The 21,305-nt window shown below is 58.5% G+C and carries 21 protein-coding genes and 5 pseudogenes; 11 read left to right on the top strand and 15 right to left on the bottom strand.

Annotated features, from left to right (window positions below):
• Positions 1 to 70: 70 nt before the first annotated feature.
• From M2401_RS31600 to M2401_RS31610, 3 genes are all read left to right on the top strand, one after another.
• Positions 71 to 1,537, top strand: a complete 1,467-nt coding sequence (locus M2401_RS31600) for a sensor histidine kinase (RefSeq protein ID WP_259110167.1) — start codon at positions 71 to 73, stop codon at positions 1,535 to 1,537.
• 176 nt (positions 1,538 to 1,713) lie between these two features.
• Positions 1,714 to 3,969, top strand: a complete 2,256-nt coding sequence (locus tag M2401_RS31605; RefSeq protein WP_259110169.1) for an EAL domain-containing protein — start codon at positions 1,714 to 1,716, stop codon at positions 3,967 to 3,969.
• A gap of 144 nt (positions 3,970 to 4,113) precedes the next feature.
• The gene (locus M2401_RS31610) at positions 4,114 to 4,479 is read left to right on the top strand and encodes a response regulator transcription factor (protein ID WP_259110172.1); all 366 of its coding nucleotides are present in this window, start codon (positions 4,114 to 4,116) and stop codon (positions 4,477 to 4,479) included.
• A 71-nt stretch (positions 4,480 to 4,550) separates the two neighbouring features.
• Here the strand turns inward: M2401_RS31610 and M2401_RS31615 are convergent, their stop codons facing one another.
• Positions 4,551 to 5,207, bottom strand: a complete 657-nt coding sequence (locus M2401_RS31615) for a response regulator transcription factor (protein WP_259110175.1) — start codon at positions 5,205 to 5,207, stop codon at positions 4,551 to 4,553.
• A gap of 321 nt (positions 5,208 to 5,528) precedes the next feature.
• On the opposite strand from M2401_RS31615, the gene M2401_RS31620 reads away from it, so the two are divergent.
• The 4 genes from M2401_RS31620 to M2401_RS31635 all read left to right on the top strand — a co-directional run bounded on the left by M2401_RS31620 (position 5,529) and on the right by M2401_RS31635 (position 9,668).
• Positions 5,529 to 6,527 carry a response regulator gene (locus M2401_RS31620; RefSeq protein WP_259110177.1) on the top strand — a complete coding sequence of 333 codons (999 nt, stop codon included), beginning with the start codon at positions 5,529 to 5,531 and terminating at the stop codon, positions 6,525 to 6,527.
• A 2-nt stretch (positions 6,528 to 6,529) separates the two neighbouring features.
• On the top strand, positions 6,530 to 7,483 hold the full coding sequence (locus M2401_RS31625) for a diguanylate cyclase (protein WP_259110180.1): 954 nt from the start codon (positions 6,530 to 6,532) through the stop codon (positions 7,481 to 7,483).
• A 292-nt stretch (positions 7,484 to 7,775) separates the two neighbouring features.
• A complete protein-coding gene (gene aroA / locus M2401_RS31630; RefSeq protein ID WP_259110183.1) occupies positions 7,776 to 9,038 on the top strand; it encodes a 3-phosphoshikimate 1-carboxyvinyltransferase in 1,263 nt (420 codons plus the stop codon).
• Between the two features lie 3 nt (positions 9,039 to 9,041).
• Positions 9,042 to 9,668 (top strand): nucleoside/nucleotide kinase family protein, encoded by a 627-nt coding sequence (locus tag M2401_RS31635; RefSeq protein ID WP_259110186.1) that lies wholly within the window; start codon positions 9,042 to 9,044, stop codon positions 9,666 to 9,668.
• A gap of 31 nt (positions 9,669 to 9,699) precedes the next feature.
• Here M2401_RS31635 and M2401_RS31640 read toward each other — a convergent pair whose 3' ends face one another.
• Together M2401_RS31640 and M2401_RS31645 are read right to left on the bottom strand one after the other, a co-directional pair.
• Positions 9,700 to 9,993, bottom strand: a complete 294-nt coding sequence (locus M2401_RS31640) for a type II toxin-antitoxin system RelE/ParE family toxin (protein WP_259110188.1) — start codon at positions 9,991 to 9,993, stop codon at positions 9,700 to 9,702.
• Entirely contained in the window at positions 9,983 to 10,222 is a 240-nt protein-coding gene (locus tag M2401_RS31645) for a type II toxin-antitoxin system RelB/DinJ family antitoxin (RefSeq protein ID WP_259110189.1), read from the bottom strand. Before M2401_RS31645 ends, M2401_RS31640 begins: the two co-directional genes overlap by 11 nt.
• Before the next feature lie 432 nt (positions 10,223 to 10,654).
• On the opposite strand from M2401_RS31645, the gene M2401_RS31650 reads away from it, so the two are divergent.
• Together M2401_RS31650 and pelG are read left to right on the top strand one after the other, a co-directional pair.
• A complete protein-coding gene (locus M2401_RS31650) occupies positions 10,655 to 11,347 on the top strand; it encodes a metallophosphoesterase (RefSeq protein WP_259110191.1) in 693 nt (230 codons plus the stop codon).
• Between the two features lie 40 nt (positions 11,348 to 11,387).
• Positions 11,388 to 11,537 (top strand): annotated as a pseudogene (gene pelG, locus M2401_RS31655) (exopolysaccharide Pel transporter PelG); the annotation flags it as partial.
• Positions 11,538 to 11,590: 53 nt separating this feature from the next.
• Here the strand turns inward: pelG and M2401_RS31660 are convergent.
• Positions 11,591 to 12,397, bottom strand: coding sequence for a helix-turn-helix transcriptional regulator (locus M2401_RS31660; RefSeq protein ID WP_259110192.1), 807 nt, complete (start codon positions 12,395 to 12,397; stop codon positions 11,591 to 11,593).
• Positions 12,398 to 12,515: 118 nt separating this feature from the next.
• Here M2401_RS31660 and M2401_RS31665 point away from each other — a divergent pair, with 118 nt between their 5' ends.
• Entirely contained in the window at positions 12,516 to 12,875 is a 360-nt protein-coding gene (locus M2401_RS31665) for a DUF2834 domain-containing protein (protein ID WP_259110195.1), read from the top strand.
• Positions 12,876 to 12,918: 43 nt separating this feature from the next.
• Here M2401_RS31665 and M2401_RS31670 read toward each other — a convergent pair.
• Positions 12,919 to 13,101 (bottom strand): annotated as a pseudogene (locus tag M2401_RS31670) (transposase domain-containing protein); the annotation flags it as partial.
• Between M2401_RS31670 and M2401_RS31675 the strand changes: the two are divergent.
• Positions 13,048 to 13,614: pseudogene (locus M2401_RS31675) on the top strand (IS66 family transposase zinc-finger binding domain-containing protein); the annotation flags it as partial. The pseudogenes M2401_RS31670 and M2401_RS31675 overlap by 54 nt on opposite strands.
• A gap of 64 nt (positions 13,615 to 13,678) precedes the next feature.
• On the opposite strand, the gene M2401_RS31680 reads toward M2401_RS31675, so the two are convergent.
• The 10 genes and pseudogenes from M2401_RS31680 to M2401_RS31725 all read right to left on the bottom strand — a co-directional run.
• Positions 13,679 to 14,185, bottom strand: a complete 507-nt coding sequence (locus M2401_RS31680) for a GNAT family N-acetyltransferase (RefSeq protein ID WP_259110196.1) — start codon at positions 14,183 to 14,185, stop codon at positions 13,679 to 13,681.
• 54 nt (positions 14,186 to 14,239) lie between these two features.
• A complete protein-coding gene (gene tnpC, locus M2401_RS31685; RefSeq protein WP_259110200.1) occupies positions 14,240 to 15,766 on the bottom strand; it encodes an IS66 family transposase in 1,527 nt (508 codons plus the stop codon).
• Between the two features lie 63 nt (positions 15,767 to 15,829).
• Positions 15,830 to 16,165 carry an IS66 family insertion sequence element accessory protein TnpB gene (gene tnpB / locus M2401_RS31690; protein ID WP_259110203.1) on the bottom strand — a complete coding sequence of 112 codons (336 nt, stop codon included), beginning with the start codon at positions 16,163 to 16,165 and terminating at the stop codon, positions 15,830 to 15,832.
• On the bottom strand, positions 16,162 to 16,494 hold the full coding sequence (gene tnpA / locus M2401_RS31695) for an IS66-like element accessory protein TnpA (protein ID WP_259110206.1): 333 nt from the start codon (positions 16,492 to 16,494) through the stop codon (positions 16,162 to 16,164). Before tnpA ends, tnpB begins: the two co-directional genes overlap by 4 nt.
• Before the next feature lie 72 nt (positions 16,495 to 16,566).
• Positions 16,567 to 17,097 (bottom strand): annotated as a pseudogene (locus M2401_RS31700) (IS3 family transposase); the annotation flags it as partial.
• Between the two features lie 171 nt (positions 17,098 to 17,268).
• Entirely contained in the window at positions 17,269 to 18,072 is an 804-nt protein-coding gene (istB, locus tag M2401_RS31705) for an IS21-like element ISPsy20 family helper ATPase IstB (protein WP_029241171.1), read from the bottom strand.
• Positions 18,065 to 19,564: an IS21 family transposase gene (istA, locus tag M2401_RS31710; RefSeq protein ID WP_102619021.1), complete on the bottom strand. Its 1,500-nt coding sequence runs from the start codon at positions 19,562 to 19,564 to the stop codon at positions 18,065 to 18,067. The genes istB and istA overlap by 8 nt, the downstream gene beginning before the upstream one ends.
• Before the next feature lie 191 nt (positions 19,565 to 19,755).
• The gene (locus tag M2401_RS31715) at positions 19,756 to 20,007 is read right to left on the bottom strand and encodes a hypothetical protein (protein ID WP_259110214.1); all 252 of its coding nucleotides are present in this window, start codon (positions 20,005 to 20,007) and stop codon (positions 19,756 to 19,758) included.
• A gap of 657 nt (positions 20,008 to 20,664) precedes the next feature.
• Entirely contained in the window at positions 20,665 to 20,946 is a 282-nt protein-coding gene (locus M2401_RS31720) for a hypothetical protein (RefSeq protein ID WP_259110216.1), read from the bottom strand.
• Positions 20,947 to 21,020: 74 nt separating this feature from the next.
• Positions 21,021 to 21,305 (bottom strand): annotated as a pseudogene (locus M2401_RS31725) (hypothetical protein); the annotation flags it as partial.

The raw sequence follows: 21,305 nt of genomic DNA on the forward strand, positions 1-21,305 counted from the left end.
CCACTGGAATCGCGCATCTAGATAGATATATAGCTATCTATCTAGATATAAATCAAGGATGGTCCGCTCTATGATCCCTTCCTCCACCTCCCGACTCTGCTCCCTCCTGAGCCCTTGGCTCATGCGTCTGGGCGCGCTGTCGATCACCCTGATTATCTTCCTGATCGACAGCCTCAGTTCTCTCGATGTGGCCATCGCGGTGTTGTACATCGTGGTGATCCTGATCGCTGTGGACCTGTTCTCGCGCCGGGGTGTGCTGCTCGTGGCCTATGCCAGTGTGGCCCTGACCCTGAGCGCCTATGTGATCGCCCATGGTGACGAGTTCTGGGGGCCGGCGTTCGGTCGTTGTCTGGTGAGTCTGGCGGCCATTGCCATTGCCGGGTACCTGGCGCTCAAGAACAAGGCCGGCAAGGACCAGTTGCAGGAACAGGTGCGTCTGCTGCATCGCAGTGAGGCGTTTCTGGCCGGGGCCCAGCGCCTGAGCCAGACCGGCAGCCTGGGCCTCGAATTGCCCGGCACAGCCATGTATTGGTCGGATGAAGCGCGGCGGATTTTCGAGTTCGATGCCGGGCAGCAACCTTCGGTAGACGCCATGCTTGAGCGAACCCACCCGCAGGATCGCACGCTGTTGCGCTCGATCATCGACCAGGCCGATGCCGGCACCGTGAACCTGGCCGCCGAGTTTCGTTTGCAGATGCCCGATGGCCGTACCAAGCATGTGCGCATGCTGGCCCGGGAGGTCGAGGACGGTGCCGGTCACCGCGAGTATGTCGGTGCGCTGATGGACGTCACCACGGCCAAGAACGCCGAAGAGGCCCTGCATCGGTCGCAGAGCGATCTGGCCCATATCACCCGGGTCACGACCCTGGGTGAGTTGGCGGCGTCCATTGCCCATGAGGTCAATCAGCCCCTGGCCGCAGTCATCACCAATGCCGAGGCCGGGCTGCGCTGGCTCAACCGTGAGGTGCCGGACATCGGCGAAGTGCGCGCGGCCATCGAGCGGGCCAAGAGCCAGGCGCACCGTGCCAGCGAGGTGATCCGGCGTATCCGCGCGCTGTCACGCAAGACCGACCCGCAGAACGTCAGCCTCGATCTGCCGGAAGTTATCGAGGAGTCCATCGCTTTGGTCCAGCGCGAGATCCAGCGCCAGCGCGTGACCCTGAGCGTGCAGATTGACGAGCCGCTGCCCGCGGTGCGCGGCGATCGCATTCAGCTGCAACAGGTGATCATGAACGCCGTGCAGGCCATGGCGGCTTCCCCGGACGGTCGCCGTGATGTGTTCGTGCATCTGCGTCATACCGAGGGCGAAGGCGTCATGCTGCAGATTCGCGACAGCGGCCTCGGCATCGATGCGCAGAACATGGGCAGCCTGTTCGATCCGTTCTTCACCACCAAGGCCAACGGCATGGGCATGGGCATGGGCCTGTCGATCTGCCGCTCGATCATCGAATCCCATGGCGGCCGGATCTGGGCCGACAGCGAGCCGGGGCAGGGCGCGGTGTTGAGTTTTGCCTTGCCAGGGGAAACGAACGGCTAACTAATGTGGGACCGGCTAAAGCCGGTCCCACACAAAAGCCGGCACACAAGAAACAGACTGCTCCTATACCCAGGTATAGGTCCGCCAACCCCATAGCTGATCGGCACGTCCATGGTTGAATGCTAAGGTCGCATCCTTTGCCAGAACCGTTTAATCATTCAGGGAGACACCCCCGCATGCTCAGCGCAAGTCGACGCAGGATCGGCCTCTGGCTGTTGTTGGCAGCCGCTATGGCCGGTGCGCTGGGCGGTCTGCTGTACCTGGATTATCGCCAGGTGCAGCGCCAGGCCGAGGCGGATATCGGCAATCTCAACCTGATCTTCGAAGCGCGCCTGAATGCCACGCTGCAAGGCTTTCAGGCCAGCCTGCAAGGCATTGCTCTGCGTATCGATGACGGCATGTTCAGTTTGCCGGCCGGCAGTACGACGGGGCAGCGCAAGCTCAAGGCGCTGGGCAGCCGTTTTGGCGAGATGGGCGATTTCGACGTGTTGGCCAGCGATGGCCGCCTGTTGCTGCGCACCGATGAAAAAAGCGCCGAGCCGTCGACCGACGAGCTGCATTTCTGGGCCACGCTGACGCCGCAGCCCGATGACCAGGGCAGCCTGACGCCGATGGTCATGGGCAACGACAAGGGCCGCGACGTGCTGCACATGGCGGTCCCGGTGTTCGACAATCAACGTCGGCATATCGGTTGGGTGACCTTCAGCCGCCCGCTCAAAACCATGCTGGAGCTGTTCGACCAGATCGATGTCGGGCGCCATGGCGTGATTACCGTGCGCCGCGCTGATCGTCCTGACCTGGTGCTGCGCGTGCCCAAGGCCGACAACCCTTATCGCCAGTACGCCGCCGACAAGATCGATCAGATGATTATCAAGGGCGAGCAGCAGGGCAAAGTCGTCATGCCGTCGCGCATCGATGGCATCAAGCGCTTGTATGGCTTCAAGCGCGTCGGTCAGTTTCCCCTGGTGATCGTCACGGGCCTGGCGTCCGAGGATTATCTGGCGAGCTGGAAATACACGGTGATCGCCGCCGTATTGATGTTCAGCGTGCTGTCGCTGGCGATTTTCGGTCTGAGCCAGCGTTTGCAGCGCATTCGCCTGCGTCGTCAGCAGGTGGTCGATGAGCTGCGTGACAGCGCCTTCCACGACGCCCTGACCGGCCTGCCCAACCGGCGTTTCCTGCGCGAGCGGGTCAACCATTGCATCAGCGCGTGCAGCGCCGGGCAGCAGCGTCTGGCGCTGTTGTATTTCGACGTCGATAACTTCAAGACCATCAATGACTCCCTCGGCCATGTCTCCGGTGACCTGATCCTCGAAGGCCTGGCTGGGCGCCTGCTGGCCCTGCAGCCGCAAATAGACACGGTGGCACGGCTGGGCGGCGATGAGTTTCTGATTCTGATCAATGACGACAACCGCGAGTACCTGGTCGAGGTTATCGACCATGTTCTGCAGGCGGTGCGCGAGCCGTTCCAGATTCAGGACTATCGCCTGGCCGTCAGCGCCTCCATCGGCGTGGCGCTGTATCCCGAGCACGGTAATGACTTCGGCTCCTTGCTCAAGGCCGCTGACACGGCGCTCTATCAGGCCAAGAACAACGGTCGCAACACCTGGGCTTTCTACGAGACCGCCATGGGCGAGCGCGGGCTGTGGTTGCTGCAGATCCAGACCCAATTGCGTAACGCCCACGAGCAGGCCGAGCTGAGCATTCACTATCAGCCCCAGGTCGATTTGCTGACCGGCCGGGTCATCGGTGCCGAGGCGTTGATGCGCTGGTGGCACCCGGAAAAGGGCGCGATCCCTCCGTCGGAGTTCATTCCGGTGGCGGAATCCAGTGGCCTGATCCTGCCCATGAGCCACTGGCTGCTGCATGAAGTCTGTAAACAGGCGGTGGCCTGGCAGCGCGCCGGTTTCGGTAAGCTGACGGTGGCGATGAATTGCTCGGCCGTGCAGTTTCGTCAGGACGGCCTGGTCGAGCAGGTGCGCCAGGCCTTGCAGGACACCGGGCTCAAGCCGTCGCTGCTGGAGCTGGAGCTGACCGAGTCGATCCTGATCGAGAACTCCGAGCGGGTCATGACCATGATCCGCGATCTCAAGGCCCTGGGCGTGAAGATGTCCATCGATGACTTCGGCACCGGTTATTCGAGCATGGCCTACCTCAAGCGCTTTGAGGTCGACAAGCTCAAGATCGACCAGTCCTTCGTGCGTGGCATGCTCGACGACCCCAAGGATGCCGCCATTGTTCGTGCGGTGATCGGGCTGGGCCACAGCCTGGACATGACGGTGATCGCCGAGGGCATCGAACACGCGGGCATCGTCGCGGCACTGATCGACCACGGCTGCGACGAGGCTCAGGGCTATCACTATGCCAAGCCCCTGACTGTGGCCGACTTCCACCGCTACATGCTGGCGCACCAGGAAGCGCTGCCGGCCTGATCAAATGGTCAGAAAATACGCCTTCGGTCAGTCTGGCCCGCACTTTATACGTGGGTATGATTCCGCCGCGGGCGTGCACTGGTTAACGTGCACCTCTGCGCCGTGTCGGTGCAGGGTGGTTCATTCGAATTGAAGGTAAAGGGTTTGTCCAAGCTTGCGGTGATAGCGGTTGTCGACGATGACACGGCAGTGCGCACGGGTATCGACAGCCTGATTCGTTCACTGGGGTGGCGGTCGTGTCTGTTTGCCTCGGCCATGGCGTTCCTCGACTCCGATTGCCTGCATCAGGTCGATTGCCTGATCACCGACGTGCAGATGCCCGGCATGAGCGGCCTGCAGTTGCACGAGCAACTGACGGCCCGGGGCCTGGCAATTCCGACGCTGTTTATCACCGCCTTCCCCGAAGACAGCATCCGCCGCCGGGCCATGACCGGCAGCGCGGTAGGCTTTCTGGCCAAGCCCTTTAGCGCCCAGGCGTTGATTGATTGCCTTGAGTCGGCGCTGGCCTGAGTCTGTGTTTTCCCCGTAGGACCGGCTTCAGCCGGGAGGATGCCCTCGCGGCTAAAGTTGCTCCTACGGTCTTATGACGTCTTGATCTCCAGTGTCTGGGCCATGCGCACCAGTTCGGCGAAGGAGCGGGCGTTCATTTTCTTCATGGCGTGGCCGCGGTGGATCTTCACCGTGATCTCGCTCAGGCCGATTTTCCCGGCAATCTGCTTGTTCATCAGACCCGAGGCCGCCAGGGCCATGATTTCCTGTTCACGCGGGGTCAGGCTGGCGTAGCGCTCGCGCATCTGGCGATTGGCCTTGTGTGCTTCGCGACCCTGGCGGTCCTTGTCCAGGGCACTGGTCACGGCGTCGAGCAGGTCCTGTTCGCGAAACGGCTTGGCCAGGAAGTCCACGGCACCGGCCTTCATCGCCCGCACGGTCATGGCGATATCACCGTGGCCGGTCATGAACACGATGGGCAGTTCGACCTGGGCCCTGGCCAGTTCATTCTGGAAATCCAGGCCGCTGGTGCCCTGCAGGCGCACGTCCAGGATCAGACAACTGGGCACGTCGGGGCGCGGGTACTGGGTGAACTGGGTGACCGAGGCGAAGGTGGCCACGCGCAACCCGATGGAGCGCAACAGGCTGCCCAGGGCCTCAAGCAGGGCAGTGTCGTCGTCAATGATGAAGACCAGAGGATCATTGCTGGCGGCCACGGCTCTCTGGTTCAGTGGATGGTCGTCGTTCATTCGGGTTCCCACAGGCGCTGGCGAGGGCATGAGTCTAGTCTCAAGGTGCTCTGGAACAAATGCTGTGGGGTGGATTTTTGGTACGGTTGTGCCCTTGGTTGTCATTGTTTTGTGCGCGATGGCAATCGGCCATTTCGTTACCGTGCGTTGAGCATAGATATTGCATAGAGATCAAGGGGTAAGCGCGAAGAGTGCATATTTGACTCAACCTGCTCTTTTACGCCATCTACATCTTTATTCCTCAAGGGCGCCCGGACAGGTATTACTGTGCAGGCTGTCCGAGACTCTGGCTGAAACTTTTTCGCAGTGAGAAACAAAGTAATGCCGATGATTCCCCTGCTGATTTGCGACGACTCCAACATGGCGCGCAAGCAGTTGCTCCGGGCTTTACCCAGCGACTGGGATGTTTCGGTCACGATGGCCACCAACGGCCAGGAAGGCGTTGATGCGATCCGTCAGGGCCTGGGGAAAGTGGTGCTGCTGGACTTGACCATGCCGGTCATGGATGGCTATCAGGCATTGGCGGCTGTGCGCGCCGAAAACCTTGAAGCACAGATCATCGTCGTCTCCGGCGACATTCAGGAAGAAGCCGTACGCCGCTGCATGGAGCTGGGCGCGCTGGCGTTCCTGAAAAAACCGGCTGATCCGGAAGAACTCAAGCAGACCCTGAGTAACCTGGGCCTGCTCGGCGTACCGGGCACTATGCCTGCGGTGATCCCGACAGCTGCGGTATCAAATATCAGCCTGCACGATGCCCTGCGCGAGATCGTCAACGTCGCCATGGGCCGCGCCGCCGCACTGCTGGCCCGGGTGCTGGGGGTGTTCGTGCAGTTGCCGGTGCCCAACGTCAACATGCTCGAGGTGGGCGAGCTGCACATGGCCCTGGTCGATGCCCAGAGCCGCGACCGCCTGACCGCTGTATGCCAGGGTTATATCGGCGACTGCATCGCCGGTGAAGCGTTGCTGCTGTTCCATGATTCGGAAATCTCCGACATGGCCAGGCTGATGCAGCGCGACTCAGCCGATTACACCGATATGGAAATGCTCCTGGACCTCTCGGCCGTGCTGATCGGCGCCTGCCTGAGCGGGATTGCCGAGCAGATCGACGTCGAATTCTCCCAGGGCCACCCCCAGGTGCTGGGTAAGCTCAACGGTATCGGTGAGCTGATTCGTATCAACCAGCAACGCTGGAAAAAAACCCTTGCCGTGGAGATCAGCTACAGCCTGGAAGGCCATAACATCCATTTCGATTTGCTGATGTTGTTCACCGAAGACTCGGTCGAGCTGCTCTCGCATAAACTTGCTTATCTGATGAGCTGACCATGAACAACAACATCGATCTCAAAGAACTGCACTGGATGCTCACCATTACCCAGAACATCGACGTGGGGCTGGTGGTGCTCGATCGTGATTACCGCGTGCAGCTGTGGAACACCTTCATGGAGAACCGCACCGGCGTGTTGCCTGACAAGGCGGCCAACCAGTCGTTTTTCAAGCTGTTCCCGGAGGTCAACGAGCGCTGGTTCAGCAAGAAAATCGAAAGCGTCGTCACCCTGGGTACACCGGCCTTCACCATCTGGGAACAGCGCCCTTACCTGGTACGGTTCAAGAACTACCAGCCGATCACCGGCCAGGAAGATTTCATGTACCAGAACACCACGCTGTTTCCGCTGCGTTCGACCAACAGCGAGATCAGTCATATCTGCCTGGTGATCTACGACGTCACCGACGTGGCCACCAACCGTCACCAGTTGCAGGCGGCCAACAACGCCCTGCTGGAGCTGTCGAGCACCGACCGCCTGACCGGCCTGTTCAACCGCGGCCACTGGGAAGAGGTGCTGAAGAACGAATACGCCCGTCATTGCCGCTATGACTCCCAGGCCACGCTGGTGATGTTCGACATTGACCACTTCAAGCGGGTCAACGACACCTACGGCCACCAGATGGGCGACAAAGTCATCCAGCGCGTGGCTGAGGTGACTCGCCAACTTGCGCGTACCGCCGATATCGCCGGCCGCTACGGCGGTGAAGAATTCGTCGTGCTGCTGCCCGATACCGACAAGGCCGGCGGGAAGATTTTTGCCGAGCGTTTGCGCCAGGCCATCGAGGCCCAGGAGATGAGTCACGAGGGCCAGGTGATCCGTTGCACCATCAGTCTGGGGGTGGCAGATCTGTCGCAACCGACCGCAGAGTACAAAACCCTGATCGAATTAGCCGACCAGGCCCTGTATAGCTCGAAGAAAAACGGCCGCAATCAGGTCACAGTCCACGAATAATGGCTGGAAACGCCCGATCTTGAGCACGATTCAGCTTTTTTTCATGATGCAGTGCTCAATCGGCGATGTCCTAAATCCACAATGGCGGCAAGCAGCTAGTATGTGGGTCGTTCACCCAGTGTCAGGAGCCAGGTCCTAGCATGGAGTGCGAAGAGGCACTGGGAGAACACTTGATTGGATACCTGCGAAGTCGCCTGACTTCGCACGCTGGGCATTTCGCCTTCTGCGATGTGTCGGCACGTTGAGTCATGTCTGCTAGGATCGCGATTTTGCGCTGACCTTCAGGGACATCATGCGACCCACTTCTACCCTTACCGTTACCCCTGTCGACCAGCCTCTGGTCGGACGTGTCAGCCCGCCTGGCTCGAAATCCATCACCAACCGCGCCCTGTTGCTGGCCGGTCTGGCCAAGGGCACCAGCCGCCTGAGCGGCGCGCTCAAGAGCGATGACACCCGGGTCATGTCCGAAGCCCTGCGCCTGATGGGCGTGCAGGTCGACGAGCCGGACGACAGCACCTTCGTGGTCACCAGCAGCGGTCACTGGCAGGCCCCGCAGCAGGCGCTGTTCCTTGGTAACGCCGGTACCGCCACACGTTTCCTCACCGCCGCCCTGGCCAACTTCGAAGGCGAGTTCGTCGTCGATGGCGACGAATACATGCGCAAGCGCCCGATCGGCCCGCTGGTCGATGCCCTGCAACGCATGGGTGTGGGCGTCAGCGCACCAAGCGGCTGCCCACCGGTGACCGTCAAGGGCCTCGGTGGCCTGGCCGGCGGGCGTATCGAGATCGATGGCGGCCTGTCCAGCCAGTACGTCTCGGCCCTGCTGATGGCCGCTGCCTGCGCCAAGGGCCCGATCGACGTGGCCCTGACCGGCAGCGAGATCGGCGCCCGTGGCTATGTCGACCTGACCCTGGCGGCCATGCAGGCTTTCGGTGCGCAGGTCCAAGCCCTGGACAATGGCACCTGGCGCGTCGCCCCGACCGGCTACCAGGCCACGGACTTTCATATCGAACCGGACGCCTCGGCCGCCACCTACCTGTGGGCGGCCCAGGCCCTGACCGGCGGCGCCATCGACCTTGGCGTCGCCGCTGAAGACTTCACCCAGCCCGACGCCGAAGCGCGCTTGCTGATCGAGCGTTTCCCGAACATGCCGGCCGTGATCGACGGCTCGCAAATGCAGGATGCTGTGCCGACCCTGGCCGTGCTCGCCGCCTTCAATAACCAGCCGGTGCGCTTCGTCGGCCTGGCCAACCTGCGGGTCAAGGAATGCGACCGCGTCTCGGCGCTGTCCCACGGCCTGTGCGCTATTGCTGCGGGCCTGGCCGAAGAGCAGGGCGACGACCTGCTGGTCCACGCCAATCCGGCCCTGGCCGGGCAAACCGTCGACGCCCTGATCGACACCCACGCCGACCACCGCATCGCCATGTGCTTCGCCCTGGCGGGCCTGAAGATCGCCGGGATCCGCATTCAGGATCCGGACTGCGTCGGCAAGACCTACCCCGGCTACTGGGACGCCCTGGGCTCCCTGGGCGTACAGACTCAACGCAAGGACTAAACCATGAGCCCGGCACTGCCTCCCGAACTGCTCGCTCGCGCCCAGGCCCTGATCGATCGAGGCGGGCGGCGCCTGCTGGGCATCGTCGGCACGCCCGGGTCGGGCAAATCCACCCTGGCCCAGCTGCTCGCCGACGCCCTCGGCGAGCAGGCGGTGGTGGTGCCCATGGACGGCTTCCACCTGGCCAACCGCGAACTGGCCCGCCTGGGCCGGGCTGCGCGCAAAGGCGCCCCGGACACCTTCGATGTCGGCGGCTACCGCGCGTTGTTGGCACGTCTGAAGCAACAGCAACAGGACGAAACGATCTACGCGCCGCTGTTTCAGCGCGAAATCGAGGAATCCATTGCCGGCGCCATCACCATCCTGCCCCAGACCCGGCTGGTCATCAGCGAAGGCAATTACCTGCTGCTCTCACAGGGGCCATGGGCCTCGGTCGCGCCGATTTTTGACGAGTGCTGGTTTGTGTCAGTAAGTGCCGAAGAGCGTCACTCTCGCTTAATGGAACGGCATCAACAGTTTGGGCGCAGTGAAGAGGCGGCGAGGGCGTGGATTGACTCGACCGATGAGCCGAATGCGCGGTTGATTGAAGGGGATCGGGACAGGGCGGATTGGGTGGTTGATTGGCGTTAGAGGATTCCGTTCTGTTTATGATGCCGGCGGATTACTTCAACCTTTCAGTCGCTTTGCGATAAGCCTCTTCGCCTTCGCCTTCGCGCTTGCCGACCGCAACGACAAAGACCACTACTTCATGGTCGATGACCTGATATACAAGGCGATAGCCGCTGCTGCGCAGCTTCAGCTTGTAGCAGTCTGGCAATGAATGCAGGCGATTGGCCTCAATACGCGGGTTAAGCAAAATCTCGGACAGTTTCTTCTTGAGTTGCTGCCGGACTGTATCCCCTAGTTTGTGCCACTCCTTTAGCGCTCTGGCATCGAATTCAAGGCTATAGGTCATCCAACGAAACCTTTACCCGTTGCGGATGAGCCAGGCGTTCGCGAACTGTCGCCACCAGCGCTTCGTCTTCTGGCGTCATCAGTACGGGCCGAAAGGGCAACTGACCACTATCAGCCACGTATTGCAGGGCCTGGCGCATCAGTTCGGAAGGGGTTACGCCGAGTCGATCCAGTTCGCGATAAGCGCGAGCTTTCAGGTCGTCGTCGATGCGGATGTTGATCGAGGCCATGGAAAAATACCTGTAATGACAAACGTCGTTACGATGGCAATATTTTTGGGATTTCGCAATAGAACAGGTCATAGGAATGCGATCTTGTTGTTCCTTCAGTGCAGGTGCTTTTGGACTGGCCAGGGTGAGCCAGGAAGAAGGGCAGGATATCTCTTTAAAAAAGCGCTGAGAGGTAACTATATGTGTAGATTTAGGGTCAGGGTCGACATAGGTACATGTCCACGGTGAGTATCCAAATTGGCTAAAGGGCAGTTGCCTATTTGATGACTATCCGACGATGCTACTTACCGGCTGCGGCCCCTTCGCGAATGAATTCGCTCCCACAATACCCAGCCAGCGCTGCCCAGCCCGACCAAGGGCCATGCCCCCGCGCAACCTATCCCCCATTCCACAGTCCATTGCGCATCCATTCAAACCGATGAAAAACCACCCATGAGCCGCTTCCAACAGATTGCCGCCAACCCGCAAGGCCGGGATTTTGCCGTGGGGGACATTCACGGGCATTTCAGCCGCTTGCAGACAGCGCTGACGGCGGTGGGGTTTGATGCGGCGGTGGATCGGCTGTTCAGCGTCGGTGATCTGGTGGATCGCGGGCCGCAGAGCGCGCAGTGTCTGGAGTGGCTGGCGCAGCCGTGGTTCTTTGCCGTGCAGGGTAATCACGAAGCTCTGGCCATTCAGCATGTGCAGGGGCGGATTGCCGATTACCGCCTGTATATGGCCAGTGGTGGGGCCTGGTTTCTCGACCTGACGCCTCAGGCCCAGCGCCTGTATGCCGAGCGTTTTGCGCAGATGCCGATTGCCCTGCAGGTCGAGACCGCTGAGGGGCCTGTGGGCCTGGTCCATGCCAATTGCCCGCTGCCCAGCTGGGCGATGTTGCGCGACACCTTGTTGGGCCATCTGCCGGGGCTGGAGCGGGCCGAAGAGGTGTGCCAGTGGTCCCGCGAGCGCCAGCGCAGTCAGGATGCCAGCGGTATTCCCGATCTGCGGGCCATGGTGGTGGGCCATACCCATCTGCCCAGCCCGGATGTGCTGGGCAATGTCTTTCATATCGATACGGGTGGCTGGCGCTCTGATGGGCGGGGGCGTTTCACCCTGTTGGACCTGGCGACCCTGACGCTCTATTAAAGGAATAGGCGAAAAGTCATAAAATTGACTTTTAATTCCTGCCGAGTGGTACGACCGCCTGTTCCGCGCGATACGCGAAGGCGAGACGCTGCAGAATATCCAGCACCTCAAAGTGGAAATGACCCTGTCGATCCGCCAGGGCCTGGTGGAAATCTGCAAGGTGCAGGGCCTGACCGTGGTGCTGTTGTACCGTAAGCGTCTGGCGAACACACCTATGAATCTGTTGAACCGAAGATAACGGCATCAGCATTTCAATTGTCCATAGGCTCGGGCCATGACTTCCCAGGTTCTCGCGTCGGCAGGAATCAGATGCTCAATACGCAGCGACTCCATCGTAATGTCGAGAGGCATGCCAAATGTTGTAAAAGTTGACATGAATTTCAGTTCCCCGTGCCTTGAGTCGAGCCGCGTCAGTACCAACGGAGGCAGTTCGCTTGTCAACGTGGAAGCCTCTTGAGGCGTGGGGAGGCTTTTCAGAAGCGTAGCGAGCCCCGGGTTGCACAGAGCCTCTCTAGCTGCCCTTTGCCAAGCAATCAATCTGATTTCCTCGACATTGTTCAGATGATCGCCCAACCCTCCAGGCTCCAGCAGCGTTACCAATAGATTTAGGCCTTCTGCCGCATCGGCACTCAGGCCGACCAGATCGAACAGCACTCCAGTGCTGGCGTTGGCTGCCAATATCTCCCACTGACTCCCCAAGACAATCGCTGGTGCGGGGTTGTTGGCATGAAGCAGGTGAGTTATAGCGTCACGAACAGCCTCCATGCTTGGCGAGGTAAGAGGTGTTGCTTCGTAGCGCGGTGCATAACCACTGGCGAGAAAGACACTGTTGCAGTGCTCTAGAGGCGCATCGAGTGCCATGAGTAGGTTATGCAGAGTTCCTGGGCTTGGCTTGGCGCGCCCTGTCTCGATGCAGCTGAGGTGGCGCTGAGAAATACCTGACATCAAGGCTAGGTCGAGTTGGCTCAATTTTGCCTGACGTCGCAGATGACGCAACTGCTCACTTGCAGTGATGGCGGGTGTCGTTCGAGGAAAAGGTCGGGTGCTCATTATTCGACTCTGACGGCGCGAATTGGCTGAGTCCATGACCTGTGAGGTCATTGATCTCGTCGTGACAATATCACTACCTTGTCAGCGTTGATCATCGCTTCTTGCTCAAGGAGGACAAATGAAAAGACCCTACCTCTCACTTGCCACATTGGTGATTTTTTCCTTGTATACGGCGGGTACCATGTTCGTTGCCGATCAATCGCTCATCGACTTCGGCCTGGAGTTAATATCCAGCCCGGACACTGCCCAAGTAGTTATTGACCTTTACCTGCTCGGCTTCCTCGCTTGCATCTGGATGTATCGGGACGCTCGCTCCAAAGGCCGATCTGCGGTCTCTCTTGTGCCTTACTTTCTGATAACGGCGGTCTTCGTATCGATTGGCCCATTGCTTTACCTCGTTATCAACGGATTCGCCAAGAAGAAGCTGGTTACGGATACCACCGGTTACAGCATCAATATTTCGGGCAATCTCGACTAAAAGGAATGAGGAAGTCCGTTGGCGTTTGGCAATTCCTTTGTTTCTAGATGTCCGGCCAACACGCCTTGCGTGATTGAATGGGCACCCATTGATGCGGCAGCAACTCCGTAATCTCACTCGCCCGCTGCGTCGGCAGGCGAGTAAGAACATCCTTCAAGTAAGCATACGGATCATGCCCGTTCATGCGCGCAGACTGGATCAAACTCATGATTGCTGCCGCCCGTTCAGTATGGGCAAGAAGAACGACCGCGACCAAACCATCATCGAGCAACTCACCCACGAAATCGCCTGGTTCAAACGTAACAAGTTTGCCAAGCGCAGTGAGCAATTGAGTCCCGACCAAGGCAGCTTGCTCGACGACTTGCTCGACACCGACATCGCGGCCATTGAAGCCGAGCTGAAGGCGTTGAGTCCACCGACTGCGCAAGCTGAACCACACAAGCAGCCCAAGCGTGTTTCCTTGCCTGCGCAGTTTCCGCGTACCGTGATTTATCACGAACCCGACAACATCCAATGCGCCTGCGGCTGCCAGCTCCAGCGGGTTGGCGAGGACGTCAGCGAGAAGCTGGATTACACGCCGGGCGTGTTTACGGTGGAGCAGCATGTGCGCGGGAAATGGGTCTGCCGCGAGTGTGAAACACTGACTCAGGCACCGGTTCCCGCCCAGGTCATCGATAAGGGCATCCCGACGGCAGGGCTGCTGGCTCACGTGATGGCGGCCAAATTTGCCGACCATTTGTAAGCGAATGGCAAAGACACCCTAGGTTAGGTGGTAATGCCCAATTTTCTTGTTGATCCAGCAATCATAGGACACGCCACAATGTTTCACGAGTTGTGGCGTCCAAGGTCAGCCATTGACGATCCATAACCTGTTTCAAGCCCTCAGCTATGTGTTCACTGGGCATCGTACGGAAGCCGTGTTTGCGGAACCAAGGGCCATTCCAAGGAGGCTCATGAAAAGTTGTTAAGGTCACTGCTTGAACCCCACTGCTTTCAGCATGCTCTATAACTGCCGTGAGAAGCTTTGCTCCAATCCCACTCCCTGAAGCATCTGGGTCGACGGAAATATTGTCTAAATATAAAAGCCCATCCAGTGGTCGCATTGCCGCAAAGCCCATTATTTTCTTGCTTTCGCTATCAAGCGCCACTACGACCCGACAGGCTTCAAATCTCGCAGGGGGCAGTGCGGGTGTTTCAGCAATATGGGCGAGATTTGGAATGGCCTTGTAACGCAGACGTGCTTGAGCCGAAATACGGCATAAATCTGCCACATCATCTATGCCACTAAGCCGGAGTTGGTAGCTATGCATGCTTTCTTCTCTCATTAAGATCGCTGGACGAGTATTCCGCTTACCTCACATGACTCAGCCAGATACCCACTGATGCGGCAGCAGTAGCTCAATCTCGCTCGCCTGTTGCGTCGGCAGGCGCGTCAGCACATCTTTGAGATACGCATACGGATCATGCCCATTCATGCGCGCAGATTGGATCAAGCTCATGATCGCCGCCGCCCGTTTGCCGCTGCGTAGCGATCCCGCAAACAACCAGTTCGAACGCCCAAGTGCCCACGGCCGGATCTGATTCTCGACCGGATTATTGTCGATTGGCACAGCTCCGTCATCAAGGTAGCGCGTCAGCGCTACCCAGCGTTTAAGGCTGTAATCCAAGGTTTGGGCCGTCGCTGATCCGTTGGGCACAAGATCGCGCTGGGTCAACATCCACTCGTGCAGTGCTTTCGCCAATGGTGCTGCTTTTTCTTGTCGTATTCGCCAGCGATCCTCGTCACTCATGTCTCGCGCTTGGCGTTCAACTTCGTACAAGCCGCCAATCGAGTGCAGCGCCTGTTCAGCCAGCTGGCTTTTATTTGCCACGTGCAGATCGAAAAACTTGCGACGGGCGTGAGCCATGCAGCCGATTTCGGTCATGCCTTTTTCGAAGCCAGCTTTGTAGCCAGCAAAGTCATCGCACACCAGCTTGCCGTTCCACGAGCCGAGGAAGTTACGCGCATGCTCACCGGCGCGGCTCGGACTGAAGTCATAGACCACAGCCTTGAGCGCCGAAAACGGTGTGGTGCAGTAAGCCCAGACATAAGCGCGGTGCGTTTTCTTCTGTCCGGGCGCAAGCATCTGCACCGGCGTCTCATCGGCGTGGACAACTTGCTGCGCCAGAACAGCTTCTCGCAAGGCATCAACCAGCGGCTGAAGCTGTACACCGGTTTGCCCAACCCATTGAGCCAGCATGGAGCGCGGTACCGCTAAACCAGCGCGCCCGAAGATTTTCTCCTGCCGATACAGCGGCAAATGATCAGCGAACTTCGCCACCATCACATGAGCCAGCAGACCTGCGGTCGGGATGCCCTTGTCGATCACTTGGGCCGGTACCGGTGCCTGGATCAGCGTTTCGCACCGGCGACAGGCCCATTTCCCACGTACGTGTTGCTCTACGGTGAACACGCCTGGCGTGTAATCGAGCTTCTCGCTGACGTCTTCGCCGATGCGCTGAAGCTGGCAGCCGCAAGTGCACTGGGTGTTTTCTGGTTCGTGATGAATGACGGTACGTGGAAACTGCTGCGGCAGCGGTGCGCGCTTTGGTTTTTGGCGCACCTCTTCTGGAGCCGGAGCCGGCTGGAGTGCCGTCAGCTCAGCGTCGATAGCCTCAAGATCAGTGTTAAGCAGATCGTCGAGCAAGCTGCCTTGCTCAGGGCTGATCTGCTCGCTGCGCTTGGCAAACCTGTGCCGCTTGAGGATCGCAATCTCGTGAGTCAGCTGTTCGATGATGGTTTGATCGCGATGGATCTTCCTGCCCATGGTGTCGACCTTCGACATCAACTGCGCAGCGAGGGCGCGCAGTTGGTCGGGGGGCATTTGGTCGAGATTGGGCAAGGAAGTCATGCGGTGGATTTTACCAAAGCAGACCGCCTACGGCAGCAGACCCAGACGTTAATTACCGCCTTTTTAAAGGATCGTGATTGCGCCACCAGCGCCCACGCGCTGCCACGGCAAACCAAGTATTAAGGCCTGAAGTTGCTCGGTATCCAGTTCCAGTTCGCTACCATGTCGAATACCTGGCCATTGAAACTTGCCCTGGTTCAACCGGCGTGCCGCCAACCAAACACCAATCCCGTCGTGAACCAGCACTTTCATCCGATTGGCCCGTCGATTGGCAAATAGATAAGCGCAGTGCGGCTTCGCCGCACCAAATACCGTAATGACTCTGGCCAGCGCGGTCTCGGTACCAGCACGCATATCCATGGGCTCGGTGGCGAGCCAGATGGCGTCGATGCGGATCATCGCAACAGGTCTCGAAGAAAGGTCGCGCAGACAGCAGCACTTTCAGTTGGCCAGTTTATTTTAACGGTGCCGCGTGGGTGCTCGATCTCAACGCAGATATTCGATGACGCTGCGTGCGAACCTGCTCCGGCCAACGGCATGGGTAATGGAATAAATGCAGGTTGCAGCGCCGTGCTGTTCTGCGTTTGCAGGCGAATCCATTTGTGGACGAGGTTTGCATTGAGGCTATGGCTGAGCGCGATGCTGGCAATCGAAGCGCCGGGCTGGGCACACTCTTGAATGACCTGGGCTTTGAAGGACTTGGAATAGGAACGGCGTTTTGGCTGCATGAAATACCCGCTTAAAAGGCTAGAACTGGTGCCTACTTAAATTTGATCTGACCCCGAAAAGTTGGACGCCTTCTATGCCCGCCGTGCTTGAGTCCTGTATTCCACAGGGCTCAGGTCACTTAGCTTCAGCCTGATTCGCGAATGATTGTAGTAGTGTATGTAGTCATCTATCCCTGCTTCAAGCTCATCAAGGCTGTTGAATTTGTTCAGGTAAAAGAACTCTGACTTCAGCGTGCCAAAAAAGCTTTCCATAGCCGCATTGTCATAGCAATTTCCTTTGCGAGACATGCTCGGCTTGACCGCTCTCTCACTCAGGACACGACGGTAAATAGGCATTCGATATTGCCATCCTTGGTCGGAATGCAAGATTGGTTTATCGCGTGGCCGTAGCCGTTCAAAGGCTTGTCGTAGCATCCCGTCGACCATATCGAAAAGCGGGCGCCTGGCTGTCTTGAAAGCGATGATTTCGCCGTTGTAGAGATCAAGTATCGGTGAGAGGTAAAGCTTCTGCCCGCCGACCCGAAACTCCGTCACATCCGTAACCCATTTCTGATTTGGTCGTTTGGCATTAAACTTCCGCTTCAGCAGGTTTGGCGCAACCTGACTGTTGGCGCTGATTGAAAACTGACCCACCCTGCCGATTGAAAATTGACCCAGGACGGATTGCTGATTTCTGTCCCAGCAATTGTGGATAAGCTTAGCAGCAGTGGGCCGATTCAAGACGCATCAACCCCCACCGCATGTAGGCATGCAGCAGGGTATTTATGGTGCGGATCAAAATGGCTCATCGTCCTCGACATCATCTCCGTCCTTGCGCTTTCGTTCCCGTGACTTGATCTTTGTCTGGGCGGCCAAGGTGCTGTGTTGTAGGCGGTAGGACTCGTTGCCCGTTTCGACGATGTGGCAGTGATGTGTCAGCCGATCCAACAACGCGGTGGTCATCTTGGCGTCGCCAAACACACTCGACCATTCCGAGAAGCTGAGGTTGGTGGTGATGACCACGCTGGTGTGTTCGTACAGTTTGGACAGCAGGTGAAATAACAGGGCACCGCCGCTTTGGCTAAAGGGCAAATATCCCAGCTCATCCAGTATCACCAGGTCTGTGCGAAGCAGTCCCTGGGCGATTCGCCCTGCCTTGCCATCGTACTTCTCACGCTCCAGCAGATTCACCAGATCCACCGTGGAAAAGAAGCGCACGCGTTTGTTGTGGGCCGTGATTCCGGATACAGCCAAGGCACTGGCCAGGTGTGTTTTCCCGGTTCCAGGGCCGCCAATGAACACGACATTCTGCGCCGTTTCAGTGAACGCTAAGCTGGATAGATCGCTGACCAGCCGGGCATCAGCGCTGGAAGCGCTGAAGTCAAAGCCAGCTAAGTCACGGTGCATGGGGAGTTTTGCCATGTTCATCTGATGATTCACCGAGCGCACCGCGCGATCCGCATGTTCCTGCTGAAGCAGATGTTCCAGCAGCCATTTCGATGAAGCCGTCGACGCTGTTCCTTGAGAGACCAGTTCTTCCCAAGCACTGGCCATGCCGTGCAGGCGAAGTTCTTTGAGTTCAGTCATTAGGTCACGCATTGCGATTCTCCTCATCGGTCGCACGGAGCCGGTCGTAGCGTGCTGTATTGGCAACAGGCGCGACCTTGAGTTGCAGGCTGGTTTCTACACTGGGAGGTAGTGCGGTGGAGGTCAGGCGGGCAAGGACATTGAGGATGTGATCGGCGCTCAGACTTCCCGATTCAAGTACCAGCTCCACCGCCACCAGCACAGGTTCGAGCCCCGCAATTGGCACAGCAGCCAGTACCTGCATCATGATTCGATCACCGTTGGTGTGACGCCTCAGTCCTCGTTTGAGAAGCCGTAACGGTTTTGGCAGATCAGCAAATGGCGCACCGTTGCGCAATGCACCAGGCTTGCGTTCGATGAGTGGGATGTAGTGCTGCCAGTCAAAACTGACCTGATCTCGATCAAAGAGGCGCTCGTGACTGGCGATCACCGTTTCGTCAGCAATGACCACGATCCGCGAAGGGTACAAACGGCTACTGACCCACTGGCCGACGCGCTCACATGGCACTGAATAGCGATTTCGCGCCACGCTGATCAGGCAGGTGCTGGAGACCCGCACGGTACGCTCGACGTAGCCATCAAATGCCGTCGGCATTGGCATCATTTCGACCTGCTCCAGCTCTAAGACCTCGGCCACCGTCAGCCCGTTGTACTGCGGATGCACCAGTTCGCTCCAGAGCGACCGACAACGTTGGCCGAGCCAGACATTCAGTTCCTCGAAGGTGTGAAACATACAGTTTTGAGCATCGAGCCAGATTCGCCTCCGGCTGTCCTGAACGTTCTTTTCGACGATGCCTTTTTCCCAGCCAGAGGCCACGTTGCAGAAGTCCGGATCGAACAGATAGTGCGCGCACATCACGGAAAACCGGGCGTTGACCGTGCGCCCTTTGCCTTTGTTGACCTTGTCGACAGCCGTTTTCATGTTGTCGTAGATGCCGCGACGCGGCACACCACCCAACGCTCCAAACGAACGGGTGTGGGCATCAAACAGCATCTCGTGGCCTTGGCTGGGGTACGCAACCAACCAGAATGCGCGGCTGGCACACAGCTTCATGTGGGAGACCTGGATACGTCGAAAAAGACCACCGATCAGCAGACCTTCTTCGCTCCAGTCAAATTGAAAGGCCTCACCGAGCGCAAACGTCAGCGGTACAAAAGCGCGTAAAGACTTGCCTTGCTCGCCTCGCCAAGAGCGCACAAACGCCGTGAGCTGGCTGTAACCGCCGTCATAACCCTCGGCTTTGATCTGCTCAAAAAGTGCTTTGGCGCTCCTGCGGTTGTGTTTTGGCCGGAACGAATCGGCCTTGAGCGCCTGCTCCAGGGTCTCGTGAAAAGGGCTGAGCTTATTGAAGGTTGCGCACCGTTGGTACGCTGGCTGAATGGCTTCGGGCGCTCTGACCCATTTTCGGATGGTGTTTCTCGACAGCCCGGTACGCTTGGCTATCTGATGCAGCGAGAGCTTGTCGCGGAAGTACATCCGCCGGATTTTTCCCAACATTTCCATGCTGATCACCCTGTGTTCTCCTGCTCGAAAAGTGAGCAGAAGCAGTTGAACACCTGGGTCAGTTTTCAGTCGGCAGAAGAGCCTCTACTGGGTCAGTTTTCGGTCAGCAGCAACAGGTGTTGAACAGGTGACTTGTCGTCCTGGTTGGCACCGGCCAGCAAGCCTGTGGGCGCGCTAGCCGAGCTTCATCGTTACTTGCGTTTGGCCTGCTGCTCAACCTGCAGGGCGTTGCTCCGGACCAGCTGGTTGTGGCTTTCCACCTGGATCTTGGCTTGCATCTTCTGCAATTCCAGCGACTCAGCCTGGACAGCTTGGATCTGAGTCAGCGATACGTTGATGGCTGCGAGTTGCTTGTTCTGCTCGTCGATCTGCGCTTGGCTCGCGCAACCGGTTAGTGAAAGGATAACCAGCGCCGCAGCGCACAAGGTGATACGTGTTTTCATCGGATCGTTCCTTCAATCGGCGTCGGCCAGTCCGACACTTCTGCGTCCTCGTCCCCAGGTTTTAGGCTGGGGCTTGTGGTTTACCTGGTGCGTTTTCCTACTCGCTGGCGATGTCTGGTGGAACCTCAGTCTCAAACATCACTTGGCAGTCAACACAGGCGTAGACGCGCATGTTAGCCGGATACGTTGATAGGTCGAGTTCGGGGCTGTCACACAGCCTATCTCTCTCGCCGTTCAGGGTGTTGCACTCTGGGCAGCGAACGAAAACCGCACCGCCTACAATCTCGGCATGCACTCGCGCAATCTGGAATCTTGCCACGCTCCCGCTCATGTTCATTCCCTCGATCATCGAACGCGAAACCCACGTTCAGGTACTGCCAAAGGCCCAATCAAGGGCCGGCGGTGTGTAGCGTTTTCCCTTACGAACGCGCCGCAGCGCGATAGGCTTCTGCGTCGGAGGTGAAACGACCGACCATCACGCCGTTTTCAAAAACACCCCAGCGCTACGGCCAGTGCAATTCGTGTAGCTCGCGAACATCAAAAATGGTCATCGTCGTTTTCCTACAAAAAAACGGTGTCAGTGAGGGTCTTCCTCCCATCGGCGCCGATGGTGGTCATCCGCATCCGTGCCCCCTCGCCACCGAGCAACTCAAAGCCCTAGGGCGGGTCGATCAGAAACTCTGCTGTTCGGGTGCTTGGGTTGCCAAGACCGTAGACCGGGTTTTCACCTTCGGAGCTGGGCGTCACATTGCCAAAGCATGGCAGCACCGCCTCAATCTCTTCAGGGATCAACGACAGGTACATGTTATTGGCGTGCTGCACCAGTTCACCGTTGCAGTATCGCAGTAGGTAAATATCAGACCCGAAAATGCCTTGGCGGCGGCGGATCTGCACAATGCTCCAGACGGCTCTAAACTGCAAATGGGCGATCCGAGACATAGTGGCGCATTAGCGCTAATGTCCCAGGGAGGAAAGAATTGTCCAGAGGGTCTGGAGTCGCGGTCGAGTAACAATCAAGCAGAAAAAGCGGTTGGGCCAAGGATGGATGAGCGCAGGCAAACGCCGGCTAAAACAAGCTTCTGATGATCGAGGTCAATCAAGCTCAGAGTGAGCAATCCGCCGGCAAGCACCACGGAGCTAATTGCGATGAAAACGTCTCCATAGTGCAGCGCTGCCCAGGTCGACTGCAGCCCGATGGCCAACCACGTCATGCCAGTAATTGGGGTTATTCGTCGAGGCCTAAATGCCGGGAAGGGACTGGGCAGCCGTTCGGTGGCCGACTGGTGCCCGAGCAGCTG

This window comes from Pseudomonas sp. JUb42 (assembly GCF_024807945.1).
GTDB lineage: Bacteria > Pseudomonadota > Gammaproteobacteria > Pseudomonadales > Pseudomonadaceae > Aquipseudomonas.